The sequence below is a fragment of the Mycobacterium scrofulaceum genome (assembly GCF_002086735.1).
Classification (GTDB): Bacteria; Actinomycetota; Actinomycetes; order Mycobacteriales; family Mycobacteriaceae; genus Mycobacterium; species Mycobacterium scrofulaceum.
The window spans coordinates 408,651-423,190 of sequence record NZ_MVIJ01000001.1; the positions used below are offsets into that span (position 1 = coordinate 408,651).

Annotated in this window: 15 protein-coding genes; all 15 read right to left on the reverse strand. The window is 66.4% G+C overall.

Annotated elements, in window-relative coordinates; genetic code table 11:
• Window positions 1-14: 14 nt before the first annotated feature.
• Entirely contained in the window at window positions 15-380 is a 366-nt protein-coding gene (locus BST44_RS01740) for a F0F1 ATP synthase subunit epsilon (RefSeq protein ID WP_083174650.1), read from the reverse strand.
• A 33-nt stretch (window positions 381-413) separates the two neighbouring features.
• On the reverse strand, window positions 414-1,880 hold the full coding sequence (gene atpD, locus BST44_RS01745) for a F0F1 ATP synthase subunit beta (protein ID WP_083174652.1): 1,467 nt from the start codon (window positions 1,878-1,880) through the stop codon (window positions 414-416).
• Between the two features lie 21 nt (window positions 1,881-1,901).
• The gene (locus BST44_RS01750; protein WP_083174653.1) at window positions 1,902-2,810 is read right to left on the reverse strand and encodes a F0F1 ATP synthase subunit gamma; all 909 of its coding nucleotides are present in this window, start codon (window positions 2,808-2,810) and stop codon (window positions 1,902-1,904) included.
• A 6-nt stretch (window positions 2,811-2,816) separates the two neighbouring features.
• Window positions 2,817-4,475: a F0F1 ATP synthase subunit alpha gene (atpA, locus tag BST44_RS01755; protein WP_083174654.1), complete on the reverse strand. Its 1,659-nt coding sequence runs from the start codon at window positions 4,473-4,475 to the stop codon at window positions 2,817-2,819.
• Window positions 4,476-4,528: 53 nt separating this feature from the next.
• The gene (locus BST44_RS01760; protein ID WP_083174655.1) at window positions 4,529-5,869 is read right to left on the reverse strand and encodes a F0F1 ATP synthase subunit B/delta; all 1,341 of its coding nucleotides are present in this window, start codon (window positions 5,867-5,869) and stop codon (window positions 4,529-4,531) included.
• A 6-nt stretch (window positions 5,870-5,875) separates the two neighbouring features.
• Entirely contained in the window at window positions 5,876-6,409 is a 534-nt protein-coding gene (locus tag BST44_RS01765) for a F0F1 ATP synthase subunit B (protein WP_083174656.1), read from the reverse strand.
• Between the two features lie 9 nt (window positions 6,410-6,418).
• On the reverse strand, window positions 6,419-6,667 hold the full coding sequence (locus tag BST44_RS01770; RefSeq protein ID WP_024636915.1) for a F0F1 ATP synthase subunit C: 249 nt from the start codon (window positions 6,665-6,667) through the stop codon (window positions 6,419-6,421).
• 83 nt (window positions 6,668-6,750) lie between these two features.
• Window positions 6,751-7,509 (reverse strand): F0F1 ATP synthase subunit A, encoded by a 759-nt coding sequence (gene atpB / locus BST44_RS01775; protein WP_083174657.1) that lies wholly within the window; start codon window positions 7,507-7,509, stop codon window positions 6,751-6,753.
• A complete protein-coding gene (locus BST44_RS01780) occupies window positions 7,502-7,999 on the reverse strand; it encodes an ATP synthase subunit I (RefSeq protein WP_083174659.1) in 498 nt (165 codons plus the stop codon). Before BST44_RS01780 ends, atpB begins: the two co-directional genes overlap by 8 nt.
• Before the next feature lie 219 nt (window positions 8,000-8,218).
• Window positions 8,219-9,436, reverse strand: a complete 1,218-nt coding sequence (locus BST44_RS01785; RefSeq protein ID WP_142274320.1) for a glycosyltransferase family 4 protein — start codon at window positions 9,434-9,436, stop codon at window positions 8,219-8,221.
• 28 nt (window positions 9,437-9,464) lie between these two features.
• Window positions 9,465-10,124 carry an L-threonylcarbamoyladenylate synthase gene (locus BST44_RS01790; RefSeq protein WP_083174660.1) on the reverse strand — a complete coding sequence of 220 codons (660 nt, stop codon included), beginning with the start codon at window positions 10,122-10,124 and terminating at the stop codon, window positions 9,465-9,467.
• Entirely contained in the window at window positions 10,117-10,968 is an 852-nt protein-coding gene (gene prmC, locus BST44_RS01795) for a peptide chain release factor N(5)-glutamine methyltransferase (protein ID WP_083174661.1), read from the reverse strand. Before prmC ends, BST44_RS01790 begins: the two co-directional genes overlap by 8 nt.
• On the reverse strand, window positions 10,965-12,038 hold the full coding sequence (gene prfA, locus BST44_RS01800) for a peptide chain release factor 1 (protein WP_083174663.1): 1,074 nt from the start codon (window positions 12,036-12,038) through the stop codon (window positions 10,965-10,967). Before prfA ends, prmC begins: the two co-directional genes overlap by 4 nt.
• Before the next feature lie 103 nt (window positions 12,039-12,141).
• Window positions 12,142-12,378 (reverse strand): 50S ribosomal protein L31, encoded by a 237-nt coding sequence (rpmE, locus tag BST44_RS01805; protein WP_083170496.1) that lies wholly within the window; start codon window positions 12,376-12,378, stop codon window positions 12,142-12,144.
• Window positions 12,379-12,558: 180 nt separating this feature from the next.
• Window positions 12,559-14,409, reverse strand: a complete 1,851-nt coding sequence (gene rho, locus BST44_RS01810) for a transcription termination factor Rho (RefSeq protein WP_083174665.1) — start codon at window positions 14,407-14,409, stop codon at window positions 12,559-12,561.
• Window positions 14,410-14,540 lie beyond the last annotated feature (131 nt).

A 14,540-nucleotide genomic window follows, 5' to 3' on the forward strand; every position in this document is an offset into this window, starting at 1 on the left:
GCCTTGTCGGGCTATTAGTCGATCGCGCCGACGGCGCGCAACCTGCCGCGGCCCCGCGCCGCGATGCGGGGGTCGTCGGATTCCGCATCCTCCCTGGCGGCGCTTTCGTCGATCTCGGACTCGAACGCGGCGGACTCGGCCAGGACGGTGACGGTCTCCCCGGTGACCGACAGGAACCCGCCTTCGATGGCGACGCGCAGATCGTCCTCACCTTCGCGTTCGACGCGCACCATGGCGTCGTCGACCAACTGGGCGACGACCGGAATGTGCCGGGGAAGGATGCCGATCTCGCCGACGGTGGTGCGGGTGAACAAAAACTTTGCCTCACCCGACCAGATCTTCCGGTCGACGGCGACTATCTCAACATTCAATTCCGCCATGCCACAGTGCCCTTCACAGCCGTTGACTCAGTCTCAGGAATCCAGCTTGGCGCCGAAGCTTTCGGCCTTCTTGGCCAAGTCGTCGAGGCCACCGATCAGGAAGAAGGCCTGTTCCGGTACGTGGTCGAAGTCGCCCTTGGTCAGGCGGTCGAACGCCTCGATGGTCTCCTTCAGCGGCACCGTCGAGCCAGGCTGACCGGTGAACTGCTCGGCCGCCATCATGTTCTGCGAAAGGAACCGCTCGATGCGCCGCGCGCGCTGCACGAGCTGCTTGTCCTCTTCCGACAGCTCGTCGATACCGAGGATCGCGATGATGTCTTGAAGGTCCTTGTACCGCTGCAGGATCCGGATCACTTCCTGCGCCACCCGGTAGTGCTCGTCCCCGACGACGCTGGGGTCGAGGATGGTCGAGCTCGATGCCAGCGGGTCCACCGCGGGGAAGATGCCCTTGGAGAACACCGAACGCGACAGCTCCGTGGTGGCGTCCAGGTGCGCGAAGGTCGTTGCCGGCGCGGGGTCGGTGTAGTCGTCGGCGGGCACGTAGACCGCCTGCATCGACGTGATCGAGCGGCCACGCGTCGAGGTGATGCGCTCCTGCAGCTCACCCATCTCGTCGGCCAGCGTGGGCTGGTAACCGACGGCCGAGGGCATACGGCCGAGCAGCGTCGACACCTCTGAACCCGCCTGGGTGAACCGGAAGATGTTGTCGATGAACAACAGCACGTCCTGCCCGGCCTCGTCACGGAACCACTCGGCCATCGTCAGCGCCGACAGCGCGACCCGCATACGCGTGCCCGGCGGCTCGTCCATCTGGCCGAACACCAGCGCGGTGTCCTTGAGCACGTCGGCTTCCTTGAGCTCGACCCAGAGGTCGTTGCCCTCACGGGTGCGCTCGCCCACGCCCGCGAAAACCGAAGTACCACCGAAGTTTCGGGCGATACGGTTGATCATCTCCTGGATCAGCACCGTCTTGCCCACGCCGGCACCGCCGAACAGCGCGATCTTGCCGCCACGCACGTACGGGGTGAGCAGGTCGACGACCTTCAGCCCGGTCTCGAGCATCTCGGTGCGCGGCTCGAGCTCTTCGAAGGGCGGGGGCTTGCGGTGGATCGACCAGTGCTCGAAGTCCTCGCCATATCCCGGCTTGTCCAGGCAGTCGCCCAGCGCGTTGAAGACGTGGCCCTTGACCTCTTGCCCGACCGGCACTGAGATCGGCTTGCGACTGTCGATGACCTCGACGCCGCGGACCAGACCGTCGGTCGGCTGCAACGAAATGGTGCGAACCAGGCTGTCGCCCAGGTGCTGGGCGACCTCCAGCGTGAGGGTCTTCTTGAGCTCCTCGAACGTGATCTCGGCGTTGAGCGCGTTGAACAGCTCCGGCACCGATCCGCGCGGGAACTCGACGTCCACCACCGGACCAGTGATGCGTACCACGCGGCCGCTGGTCTCGGACTTGGTGGACTTGTCGGTCTTCTCTGACGTTTCAGTAGTAGCAGGCATAATTTCTTTCTTCCTCGTGTGCTACTTGGCGTCGGCGAGTGCGTTTGCACCGCCGACGATTTCGCTGATCTCTTGGGTGATCTGAGCCTGCCGCTCGCGGTTCGCCATCAGCGTCAGTTCTTTGATCAGGTCGTCTGCGTTGTCGGTTGCCGACTTCATCGCCCGCTGGCGCGAAGCGAGCTCCGACGCCGCCGATTCCAGCAGCGCGGCGTAGACGCGGGTGGTCACGTACCGGGGCAGCAGCGACTCGAAAAGCGTTGTCGCGTCCGGCTCGAACGAATACAGCGTATGGAGTTCCTCGGTCTCTTCGACATACTCCACGACCAGCGGAGCGATGCGGTGGGCCGCCGCCGCCTGCGACATCATCGACTTGAACTCCGAGTAGACGATGTGCAGTTCGTCGACGCCCTGGTCCTCCTGCGACTCGTCATCGCCCGCGCCCTTCATGAAGGTTTCGACCAGGGTCGAGGCGATCTCCGCGGCGTTCTCGTAGCTGGGCTGCTCCGAGAAGCCTGTCCACGACTCGGTGACGTCCCAGTTGCGGAACTTGAAGTAGTTGAGCGCCTTACGGCCGACGGTGTATACGACTGGCGTCTTGCCTTCCTCCCTCAGCAACGAGAACAGCTCCTCGGCGCGACGGAAGATGCTGGAGTTGTAGGCCCCGCACAACCCGCGGTCGGAGGAGACCACCAGGACACCGGCCCGCTTGGGCTCTTCCCGTTCGACCAACAGAGGGTGATCCAGCGCAGCTTCCGACGACAGGGTGGTCAGCATCGCGGTGATCTGGAACGCGTAGGGCCTGGCGGCTTCCAGCCGGGCCTGCGCCTTGCCGATGCGCGATGTGGCGATCATCTCCTGGGCCTTGGTGATCTTCTTGATCGACCCTGCCGAACGGATCCGGCCGCGTAGTTCGCGAAGTGTGGCAGCCATTGTTAGCTACTTCTTGTCCTTCTTTTCTTTCGGCTTTTCCTTCTTGACCTGGACCGACTCCTTCGCGAGGTCCCCCTCGTCCATGGCCTCGACGTGCTCGTCGGGGACCACCGATCCGCCACCCGTGGCCGCGAACCCCTTCTTGAAGTTCTTGATGATCTCGGTCAGCTGGTTCTCGGCCTCTTCGGGAAGCTTTCCGCTGTCGCGGACGCCGGTCAGGAATTTCTCTTCCGAAGCCCGCATGTGGTCCAGCAACTCGGTCTCGAAGCGCCGCACGTCCTCGACCGGCACGGAGTCCAGGTGGCCGCCCGTGCCGAGGAAGATCGAGACCACCTGCTCCTCGACCGGCATGGGCTGGTACTGCGGCTGCTTGAGCAGTTCAACCAACCGCTCACCGCGCTCCAGCTGCGCCTTGGACGTCGCGTCCAGGTCTGAAGCGAAGGCGGCGAACGACTCGAGTTCGCGGTACTGCGAAAGGTCCAGTCGCAGCGAGCCGGCCACCTCTTTCATGGCCTTGATCTGCGCGGCACCGCCCACTCGGGACACCGACACACCGACGTTGATGGCCGGCCGCACACCCTGGTTGAACAGGTCGGACTCCAGGAAGCACTGGCCGTCGGTGATCGAGATGACGTTGGTCGGGATATACGCCGAGATGTCGTTGGCCTTCGTCTCGATGATCGGCAGGCCCGTCAGCGAACCGCCACCCAGCTCGTCGGAGAGCTTCGCGCAGCGCTCCAACAGCCGCGAGTGCAGATAGAACACGTCACCGGGGTACGCCTCGCGACCCGGCGGGCGGCGCAGCAGCAGCGAGATCGCGCGGTATGCCTCGGCCTGCTTGCTCAGGTCGTCGAAGACGATGAGCACGTGCTTGCCGTCGTACATCCAGTGCTGGGCGATCGCCGAACCGGTGTACGGCGCAAGCCATTTGAAGCCGGCGGAGTCGGATGCCGGTGCTGCCACGATGGTGGTGTAGTCCATCGCGCCGCCCTCTTCGAGCGCGCGGCGCACCGACGCGATCGTGGTGCCCTTCTGCCCGATCGCGACGTACACGCACCGGACCTGCTTTTTCTCGTCGCCGCTCTCCCAGTTCTCCCGCTGGTTGAGGATGGTGTCCACGCAGACGGCGGTCTTGCCGGTCTTGCGGTCGCCGATGATCAGCTGCCGCTGTCCACGCCCGATCGGGGTCATGGCGTCGATGGCCTTGATGCCGGTCTGCAGCGGCTCGCTCACGCTTTGCCGTTGCACCACGGACGGCGCCTGGATCTCCAGCGCGCGCCGAATATCGGTGTCGATGTCGCCCCGACCGTCGATGGGGTGGCCGAGGGGGTTGACCACGCGCCCGAGGAATGCGTCGCCGACGGGGACGGACAGCACCTCGCCGGTGCGCTTGACCTGTTGGCCCTCTTCGATTTTCTCGAAGTCACCCAGGATCACGGCGCCGACGCTGTGCTCGTCGAGGTTCAGCGCGACACCGAGGACCCCACCCGGAAATTCCAGCAACTCCTGCGTCATGACGGAGGGCAGTCCTTCGACGTGCGCGATGCCGTCCCCCGCCTCGACGACGGTACCGACCTCTTCGCGCGAGGTGTCGGAGGTGAAAGAGCCCACATACTCCTCGATGGCGCTCTGGATGTCATCAGCGGAGATTGTCAACTCGGCCATGGCTTTTCGTCTTCCTACTTGATCTTGGTTCGCGTGTGGTTGTGAGTGGTTGGTCAGTCGGGCAATTGCGCCTGGGCGGCGGCGAGGCGAGAAGCGAGTGTCCCGTCAATCACTTCGTCGGCCACGGAGATGAGCAAGCCGCCCAGCAGCTCCTCGGAAATCTGCAGCTGCACCGTCACCGGATGCCCATAGATACGGCCGAGCACCTCGGTGAGGCGAGACCGCTGGGCGTCGCTGAGATCGGCCGCGGCGCTGACCTGCGCGACGATTTCGCCCCGGCGTGCGACCGCAACCTCCACCAAGAACTGGATCGCCTCCTCGGCCGACTCCCCCCTGAGCAGTCGGACGGTCTGCGTCAGCAGCGACACCACAATCGGGTCCACACTGCCGGTCGCGCTGTCAAGCACCTTGCGCAGCAGGTCGATCCGGCCCTCCACCGGCACGGCGTAGTCGCCCAACAGGATGGCGAGTCGTGGCTGTGTGTCCAAGATCCGAGAGAACCGGAACAACTGGTCTTCGACGTCGTCGACCTTGTTCTCCCGCTCGGCGACCTCGAGCAACGCCTGTCGCGAGATGTGCTCGATGGCGGCCGACAAATCGGAGTTGGCCGACCAACGCTCCGACACGGCCAATCGCAGGACGTCGAGCGTGGCGTCGGCGACCTTGCCGGAGACCAGCCGCTCGATCAACCGGACCCGTGGCGCCGCGTCCTCGGCAGGCACCGTCAGATAGCGGGTGACGACGGTCTCGCGGTCGAGCATTTCGGCCACCGACACGAGCTCGCTCGACAAGGTGGAAAGCGTTTTGTTGTCAAGGTCTTTGGCGATGTCACCGAACCGCTCTACCAGGCTGACCACCGCCCGGCGGCTGGCCGAGCGCATCTTCGTCAGCAGCGGATACTGGACCTCGGATGGCGCTGGGGCCATCGCTTCGAGATCGTCGAGGAACCGGTCCACGGTGGCGGACCGCTGCCCCGGGTCGGCGACGTAGTTACGCACCAACTCGCCCGCCTGGCGCACCGCCTCGTGACCGAGTTCGAGGCGCAGCTGTCGGCTCAGCTGGGTGCGCAGCAGGTCGACCTGGCGGCCGCCCTGTGCGGTCATCCGCGCGGCCTCGACGTCGGCCTGGGTCCGGAACTGTTCGGCGATGCGGCCCGCGTCGGTCTGGGCCTCTTCGACGAGCCGTTCGGCCTCCGTCTTGGCGGATTCGACGGCCTTGCTGTGGGCGGTCGTCGACTCGCTCAACCGATCTGCCGCGGCCGCAGAGTCTTTCAACTGTTGACGCACGGTGTCCTGACGAGCGGCCATCAGCCGACGCACCGGCGGCACGACGTACCGCACGACCAGGAACACGATGGCCGCGAAACCGATCAACTGCCCGATGAAAGTCGACATGCGCGATTACCGTCCAGATTTCCCGGTTGCGGACGTGGCAGCAGTGGCCGGGGCCACCTCTACCCCGAGGATCCGGCTGGCCAGCGTCGCCGACATGGCCGCCACGTTGGCGCGCAGATCCAGTTCCACGGCGTCTCTCTCCCGCTTCAATTGCTCGGAGGCCATTTGCAACGTCGACATCACCTGTTGCTCGGCACGGGCGCGCGCGTCTTCGACCACCTTACGGCCTTCGGCGCGGGCGTTGTCGCGCAGCGACGACGCCTGAACCCGGGCCTCTGTCAGGGCTTCTTCGTAGTCGGCCTTGGCGGCTTCGAACTGCTCGGCGGCCTTCTTGTTGTCGGCAGCCGTCTTCGCGACCATGGCGTCACGCTCGCGCAACACCCGCATGACCGGCGGCACGACGAACGTGCCGATGACGGCCAGCACGATCAAAAAGATCGCCAGCACGAAGAAGAAGGTGCCGTTGGGGACGAGGAAGTTGTTGCCTCCCTCCGCCACCACCTGGCCGGATGCCAGAACGCTCAGGCTCGCGTCACCCATCACGACGAGTTAGGTGCCGACGGGTGTGGCGAAGACGAACAGCGCCATGAACGCCAGGTTGATGAAGTAGGCCGCCTCGACCAGACCGACGGTGATGAAGAACGGCGTGAACAGCCGCCCTTGCGCCTCAGGTTGCCGGGCGATGCCGGAAACCAGCGCGTTACCGGCGATACCGTCACCGATACCGGCGCCGATCGCGCCACCGCCCATGATGAGCCCACCGCCGATGAGTGCAGCGGCAGCGACTTGGGGGTCCAGAGCCATTCTTATCCTCCTTGATAGCTGGTAGCGGTCTACCAGGCCTCTGTAATGGTGTGTGGGACAAGCAATTCATGATGGCCTCAGTCATGATGTTCCTCGATCTCCATCGCTTGACTGAAGTAGAGGATGGTCAGGATCGAGAAGATGAAGGCCTGGATCGCCCCGACGAACAGGTCGAAGGCCTTCCAGATGGCGTTGGGCGCCCACATGATGTACGGCGGGAAGAGCGCGATCAGTGCGACCAGGATGCCGCCGGCGAAGATGTTTCCGAAAAGTCGGAGCGACAACGAAATCGGCTTGGCAAGCTCCTCGACGAGGTTGATCGGCGCCAAAAACGCCACGTGGCCCTTGAGGACGGCGAGCGGATGCCCGACGATGCCGCGGCGCCAGATGCCGGCCACGTGATAGCAGACGAACACGAAGAGGGCCAGCGCCAGGACGTAATTGATATCCGCCGCGGCCGATTTCAGTAGCTCGGTGGTGTGCCCGGACTTATCGGTGTATTGCAGCGGCAACACCGACAGCCAGTTGGAGATCAGGATGAACACGAAGATGGTGACGGCCAGCGGCAACACAAACGGCGCTATCCGCATCCCGATCGCGCTCTCGATCTGATCGCGCATCTGGACGGTGATGGCTTCCCAGAACAACTGGACGCCGCTCGGGACGCCGGTGGAGGTGATCTTCGCGCGCAAGAAGAACGCCAGCGCGAGCACGACTACCGCGGCGATCCCGGTGGACAGGATCGTGTCCGTGTTGACGGTCATCCCAAGCCACGTGGCATGGTTGTGTTCGCCGACCTCGATCGCGGATTCGGCCAGGAACGTGGTCTCAGTCATCGTTGCCGCTTCTTCCTTCCGTTCCTTCCGATCCCGCGATGCCGCCTGCGGAGCCGTCCGCAGGGTGGGCCTCCGCCCAGTCACCGGCGCGCAGCTTCTTCCACACCGGGAGCGCCGTCGATGCCACCAACAAGATCTGGAAAAGGGCCAATCCGAACACGACGCCCAGGCCGGCGGGCCGGAAGATATAGGCGATGATCAGCCCGACGACCGTGATGATGGCCAGCCGGGTGGCGGAATTCAGCGCCATCGAGCTCTTCATCGGGTGCTCTTTGGCGGTGATCGACGCGACCGAACGACGCACGAGAAGCGCGTTGAGCAAACCGAGCAGCAACCCGACGCCGAAGAACACCCCGACCATCAGGTGACCGGTCCAGCCGGCGACGACGACCGCCACCGCGGTCACGGCAATGCTGAGGACGAACAAGCGGACCGGACGGAACGCAACAGAGGGGAACACCAACGGCGCGTCCTGCGCTGGTGTCGTCACTGCAGCACCTCAATCCCAAGTTGGTGAAGCGGGAGTCCCCCGACCGAACTGATCGGTGGCCCGCCGAGCGTATCGCACGTCACAGCGGAATCGCCCAAGGGGTATCTTCCGGCGCGAGTCCCCGGCCGACCCGATCGAATCTGGCTTCGACGGACCGGCAATCTGTGCGGCTTTTTGGGGTTCTACCTGCACCGTACCACATCGCCGACATCACTACTACTAGCTGTCGTAGTCGCCGTCGTCGTACTCGTCGCGGCGGCGCATGAGCGGGATCGCGGTCGCGATGCCGGCGACCACGATGGCGCCGAGCATCACCGCGGCGGTGTCGCGGGGATTGAAGAAGATCGTGCTGGCGGCCCCGAACGCGACGATGCCCACCCACAGGTAGATCAGCAAAACCACGCGCCGGTGCGAATGACCGATCTGCAGCAACCGGTGGTGCAGGTGCATCTTGTCGGGACTGAACGCGCTGCGGCCGGCGCGGGTGCGACGCACGATCGCCAGCAGCAAATCCAGCATCGGCACGAACATGACCGCCACCACCAGCAGGAACGGCGACAGCAGGGCGAACACGTCGCGCGCACCGTAGGCGTTCTGCGAGACGGGGCCGGCGGCCGTGGTGGACGCCGCGGCGAGCATCAGGCCGATCAACATCGAGCCGGAGTCGCCCATGAAGATCTTGGCGCGGTGGAAGTTGTGCGGCAGGAAGCCCAGGCAGGCGCCCGCGAGCACCACGGAGATCACGGCGGGCGGATAGAAGAGGACGTCGCCGCCGTGGTCGCGCAACAGGCCGACCGAGAACATGCAGATCGCCAGCGCGGTGATCAACCCGAGCCCGGCGGCCAGGCCGTCGAGCCCGTCGACGAAGTTCATCGCGTTGACGATGGACACCGTCAGCGCCAGGGTGAGCAGGATCGACGAGGCCTGGTCGAGCACGATGGTGCCGACGCCGCCGATCGGAATGTAGAGGACGCTCCACGCCACGCCCATGGTGACCAGCACGCTGGCCGCGGTGATCTGGCCGGCGAATTTCGTCAGGGCGTCGAGCCCCCACCGATCGTCGATGAGGCCGATGCCCATGATCACCGCGCCGGCCACCAGCACCGCGGGCATGCCCGTCGAGTAGACGAACCCGCGGGTGAGCGCCGGCAGCTGGGACGCCAGGAAGACCGCGGAGACGACGCCGAGAAACATCGCCAGCCCGCCCATCCGGGGGGTCGGGGTCACGTGTACGTCGCGTTCCCGCGGATAGGCGACCGCGCCCAGCCGGGTGGCCAGCACCCGCACCGGCCCGGTCGCGAAGTAGGTGATGATCGCGGCGGTCAGCCCCACGAGGGCGAGCTCGCGCAGCGGGACACCTGCACCGCGGTCAGCCAGGGCGAGCAAACCACTGGCAAGGCTGACCGGGTCGCTGGACACGTCGAGACCGTACTGCACCAACCTGGCAGCCGGGGAACCGCTCCGGTTACCCCTGTGGGGTCAGACTTTCGGGGTCGACGCCGAGCACCTCGGCGATCCGTTCCGCGCTCACGGGACCGGGCCGCAGGATGCGCGGGGCGGGTCCGGTCAGGTCGACGATCGTGGAGGCGGCCTGCTGCTGGGCCGTTCCCGCGTCGAGGTAGACGTCGACGAGGTCGCCCAGTTGATCTCGCGCTTGGATGGCATCCACCGCGGGTGGGCGGCCGGAGACGTTCGCGCTGGATACCGCCATGGGCCCCACTTCACGCAGCAGCTCGATGGCGACCGGGTGCAGCGGCATCCGCAGCATCACCGTGCCGCGGGCGTCGCCGAGGTCCCATCGCAGCGACGGCGCCTGCGCCACCACGAGGCTCAGCGCGCCCGGCCAGAACGCGCGAATCAGGTCGCGGGCCCCGCCCGGCATGGTGTACACCAGGCCCTCGATGGTGTGCCAGGAGCCGACCAGCACACCGACCGGCATGTCCCGGCCGCGCCCCTTGGCCGACAGCAGCGCCGTCACCGCGGCGCTGTTGAAGGCGTCGGCGCCGATGCCGTAGACGGTGTCGGTCGGCATGACGACCAGCCGGCCGCCCTTGAGCGCACCCGCCGCTGCGGCGATTCCACGCGAACGCTGGTCGGGAGCGGCGCAGTCGAAGACCTCAGTCATCCGCGCACCCCTTTTTGCGGGCCGTTACGAATCTGGGCCGGCCGGCCAGGTCGGGGCGGGGCTCGACATCCTCGAAACACCCGGCGCCCGTGACCATTTCGAACGTCCGAGCCGCCGTGGTGTCGTCGTGCTCGACGGCGAAAACGCCATCCGGACGCAGCCAGCGTGCGGCCAGTTCGACGACGGGGGCGATCACGGCCATCCCGTCTGGCCCACCGAACACCGCGTGGGGTGGATCATGCTGGGCGACTTCGGGTTCCACGACGGCCGCGTCGGGGACATAGGGCGGGTTGGCCACCACCGCGTCGACGCCGCCGTCCAGTTCGGCCAGCAGGCCGGGTTCGGTGACGTCGGCTTGGACGAGTTCGACGGCGGTGCCGGCCGCGTTGCGCCGCGCGTACCCGAGGGCCGCCGCGGAGTCATCGACGGCGACGATTCGCGCGGCGGGGTACGCATGGGCCAGCGCCACCGCCAGCGCGCCGGAGCCGGTGCACAGGTCGACGATGACGGACCGCCCGGGGAGGCGCTGTGCGGTCACCCACGCCAACAGCGCCTCGGTTTCCGGGCGCGGGACGAAGACGCCGGGGCCGACGTGCAGCGTCACCGGTCCGAACGCCGCCGTGCCGGTGAGATGCTGCAACGGCACCCGCCGGGACCGCGCGGCGACGACGTCGCGGTACCGGTCGAGGAAATCCTCACCGGGCGACTCGAGCAAGGTCAGCCGCCCGCGCTCGGTCCCGGACACGTGCGCGGCCAGCTCTTCGGCGTCCCAGCGTGCCGAGTCGATCCCCGCTTCGGCGAGCGTCGCCGCAGCGGAGTCGATCGCACGCCGGAGGAGGGTCATGCCTGTTGCAGCCGGGCTTGCTTGTCGGCGGCGCCCAGCGCGTCGAACATCGCGTCGAGGTCGCCGTCGAGCACTTGATCGAGATTGTGTGCCTTGTAACCGATCCGATGGTCGGTGATCCGGTTCTCCGGGAAGTTGTAGGTGCGAATGCGTTCGCTGCGGTCCACGGTCCGGATCTGACTGGCCCGGTCCGCCGACGCATCGGCCAGCGCCTGTTCTTCGGCCATTGCCTGCAGGCGGGCGGCCAGCACCTGCAGCGCACGCGCCTTGTTCTGCAGCTGTGAGCGTTCGTTCTGGCAGGTGACCACGATCCCGGTGGGCAGGTGCGTGATCCGCACCGCCGAGTCGGTCGTGTTCACACCCTGCCCGCCCTTGCCCGACGAGCGGTAGACGTCGACGCGCAGATCCGACTCGTCGATCTGCACCTCGCCCACTTCCTCGGGTTCGGGATAGACGAGCACACCCGCCGCCGACGTGTGCACGCGGCCTTGGGATTCGGTCACCGGGACGCGCTGCACCCGGTGCACTCCGCCCTCGAACTTCATCCGCGACCACACCCCGTCGGCGGAGTCGCCCTTGCTGGCGATGGACAGCGTCGCGTCCTTGTAGCCGCCGAGGTCCGACGTGGTCTCGTCCAGAACGGTGACGTTCCAGCCGTGCCGCTCGGCGTAGCGGATGTACATCCTGGCCAGGTCGGCGGCGAACAAGGCCGATTCCTCGCCGCCCTCACCGGATTTGACTTCGAGCACGATGTCGTCGGCGTCATGCGGGTCGCGCGGCGCCAGCATGTCGGTCAATTGCGTGTCCAGTTCGGCCACCCGCGCCGCAAGCTCGGTCACCTCGTCGGCGAACGACTCGTCGTCGGCGGCCAGCTCCCGCGCGGTCTCGAGGTCTCCACGCGCCGACTCGAGCTTGCGATAGGTGGCGACGATCGGGGCCACGCGGGCGAACCGGCGGCCGGCTTTGCGCGCCTCGGCGGGATTGCTGTGCAGGTCGGGGTCCGCCAGCCGTTGCTCGAGCTCGGCGTGTTCGGCGAGCAGCACGTCAATCGTCTGCACCGGTTGCGTCATGTGTCACCTCCTGCCCCGCTCGTCCCCGGGTGTCTCTCATTGCCGCAAACGCAAACCGACGCCCGGCCTGTGCTCTCGCACAGTTCGGGCGTCGGCTACGCAGCTATTTGTCGGTGTTGTCCGTCGCGGCACCTTTGCGCTTGCCGTAACGCTTCTCGAACCGGGCCACCCGGCCGCCGCTGTCGAGAATCTTCTGCTTGCCGGTGTAGAACGGGTGGCACTGCGAGCACACTTCCACGACGATGTTGCCGCCGGGCTTGGTGCTACGGGTCTGGAAGGTGTTTCCGCACCCACAGTGCACGGTGGTCTCCCCGTAGGCCGGGTGGATGTCAGTTTTCATGCTGTCCTCTTCAGTCTGGTCGAACGTCGATTATGCCAGGTCAACCGCTATCTCCCCAAAACGCCGGGGGTACCCCCGGCATTCCCGGCGCACAGGTCGCCGCGAGACATAATCCATGGCGGCGTCGGCCGGCGGGTCGTGTGGGTGGTTGTGTGTCGTGGCCGACCGGCCCGTCGTCGGCTAGTCGTTGTCCATCGAGCCCGGTGTGGTCTTGGAGACCTGCACCAGGAACTCGTAGTTGGTCTTCGTCTTGCGCAGCTGCGACATCAGCAGGTCGATGGCCTGATGAGAGTCCAGACCCGATAGCACGCGGCGCAGCTTGTGCACGATCCCGAACTCGTCCGGCGAGAGCAACAACTCGTCCTTACGGGTACCGGAGGGGTTCACGTCGACCGCCGGGAAGACCCGCCGTTCGGAGATCTTGCGGTCCAGCTTGAGCTCGGCGTTACCGGTGCCCTTGAACTCCTCGAAGATGACCGTGTCGCCGGTGGATCCGGTCTCGACCATCGCGGTGGCGATGATCGTCAGCGATCCGCCTTCCTCGATGTTTCGTGCGGCACCCAGGAATCGCTTCGGCGGATACAGCGCGGTGGAGTCGACACCACCGGACAGGATCCGGCCCGACGCGGGTGACGCGTTGTTGTAGGCGCGGCCCAGGCGGGTGATCGAGTCGAGGAGCACCACGACGTCCTTGCCCTGCTCGACGAGCCGCTTGGCGCGTTCGATGGCCAGCTCGGCGACGGCCGTGTGGTCCGTAGGCGGCCGGTCGAAGGTCGAGGCGATGACCTCGCCCTTGACGGAGCGCGTCATGTCGGTGACCTCCTCGGGGCGCTCGTCGACGAGCACGACCATGAGGTGGCATTCCGGGTTGTTCTTGGTGATCGCGTTGGCGATGTCCTGCAGGATCGTCGTCTTACCGGCCTTCGGCGGCGACACGATCAGGGCGCGCTGGCCCTTGCCGATCGGCATGATCAGGTCGATGACCCGGGTGGTCAGCCGGTCGGGGGTGGTCTCCAGGCGAAGCCGCTGGTTGGGGTACAGCGGCGTCAGCTTGGAAAAATCGGGCCGCTTCTTCGCGTCCTCGACCGGGCCGCCGTTGACGCTGTCCAGGCGGACCAGCGGGTTGAACTTCTGGCGCTGATTGGGCTGTTCGCCGTCCTTCGGCACGCGGACCGCGCCGGTCACCGCGTCGCCGCGGCGCAGGCCGTTCTTGCGCACCATGTTCATCGACACGTAGACGTCGTGCGGGCCGGCCAGGTAACCGGACGTGCGGACGAACGCGTAATTGTCGAGGACGTCAAGGATGCCGGCGACCGGCTGCACGACGTCGTCCTCGCGAAGTTCGGTGTCGCCACCCTCGCCGGACCGGTCGCCGCGGCGCCTGCGGTCGCGGTCGCGGAACCGGCGTCCCCGCCTGCCCTGACGGCCCTCGCCGTCGTCGTCCTGTTGGTTGGAGCCGCCGCGCGACTGCTGGCCGCCCGAGCCCTGCTGGTCGCCGCTTTGGTCGTTGCCGCCATCTTGGCCGCGCTCGCCACCCTGGTTGCCCCGCTTGCCCCCCTGGCGGGTGTCGTCCTCGCGGGTCGCCGCGCCCTCTCGGTCGCGTGAGCGCTCGCCGTCCGTCCCGTCGCCGCCGCGCGCCGATCCGGGCTCGCGCGAGGCGCTGCGTCGTTCACGACGGGGCGCGTCGGTGGTCGAACCGTTCTGGTGCTCGCCCTCGGCGGCCGGCGCTTCGGCCGTTTCGGCGCCGGCGGTGTCGGATTTGCCGCCGCCCTCGGGGGCGTCGGGGGTCGAAGTCCCGTTGGACTGCCCCCTGATTTCCTTTATGGCGGCGATGAGTTCGTTCTTGCGCATACCCGACGTCCCCTTGACGCCGACTTCGTTAGCCAGCGCGCGCAGTTCGGGAAGCACCATGGTGGACAGAGAGCCAACCCGGGCATTGGTTTTGACGTCGGATGTGTCTGGGGTCACGGCGTTCGACACCTCATTGCTGTCGGTGCTCGCGTCAGCCGTGAACAGGTCCGTATCGGTCACGGATTTCCTTTCTTCCCCCGCTGATCAGGTCATCCGGGGGGTTCGTTGCATTCAGCCAAATCGCCGAGTGCACCCAAATATCGACTCTGCAACGGTGATCGCCTTAATCGGCGGAGTAAGCGGCGAACCTC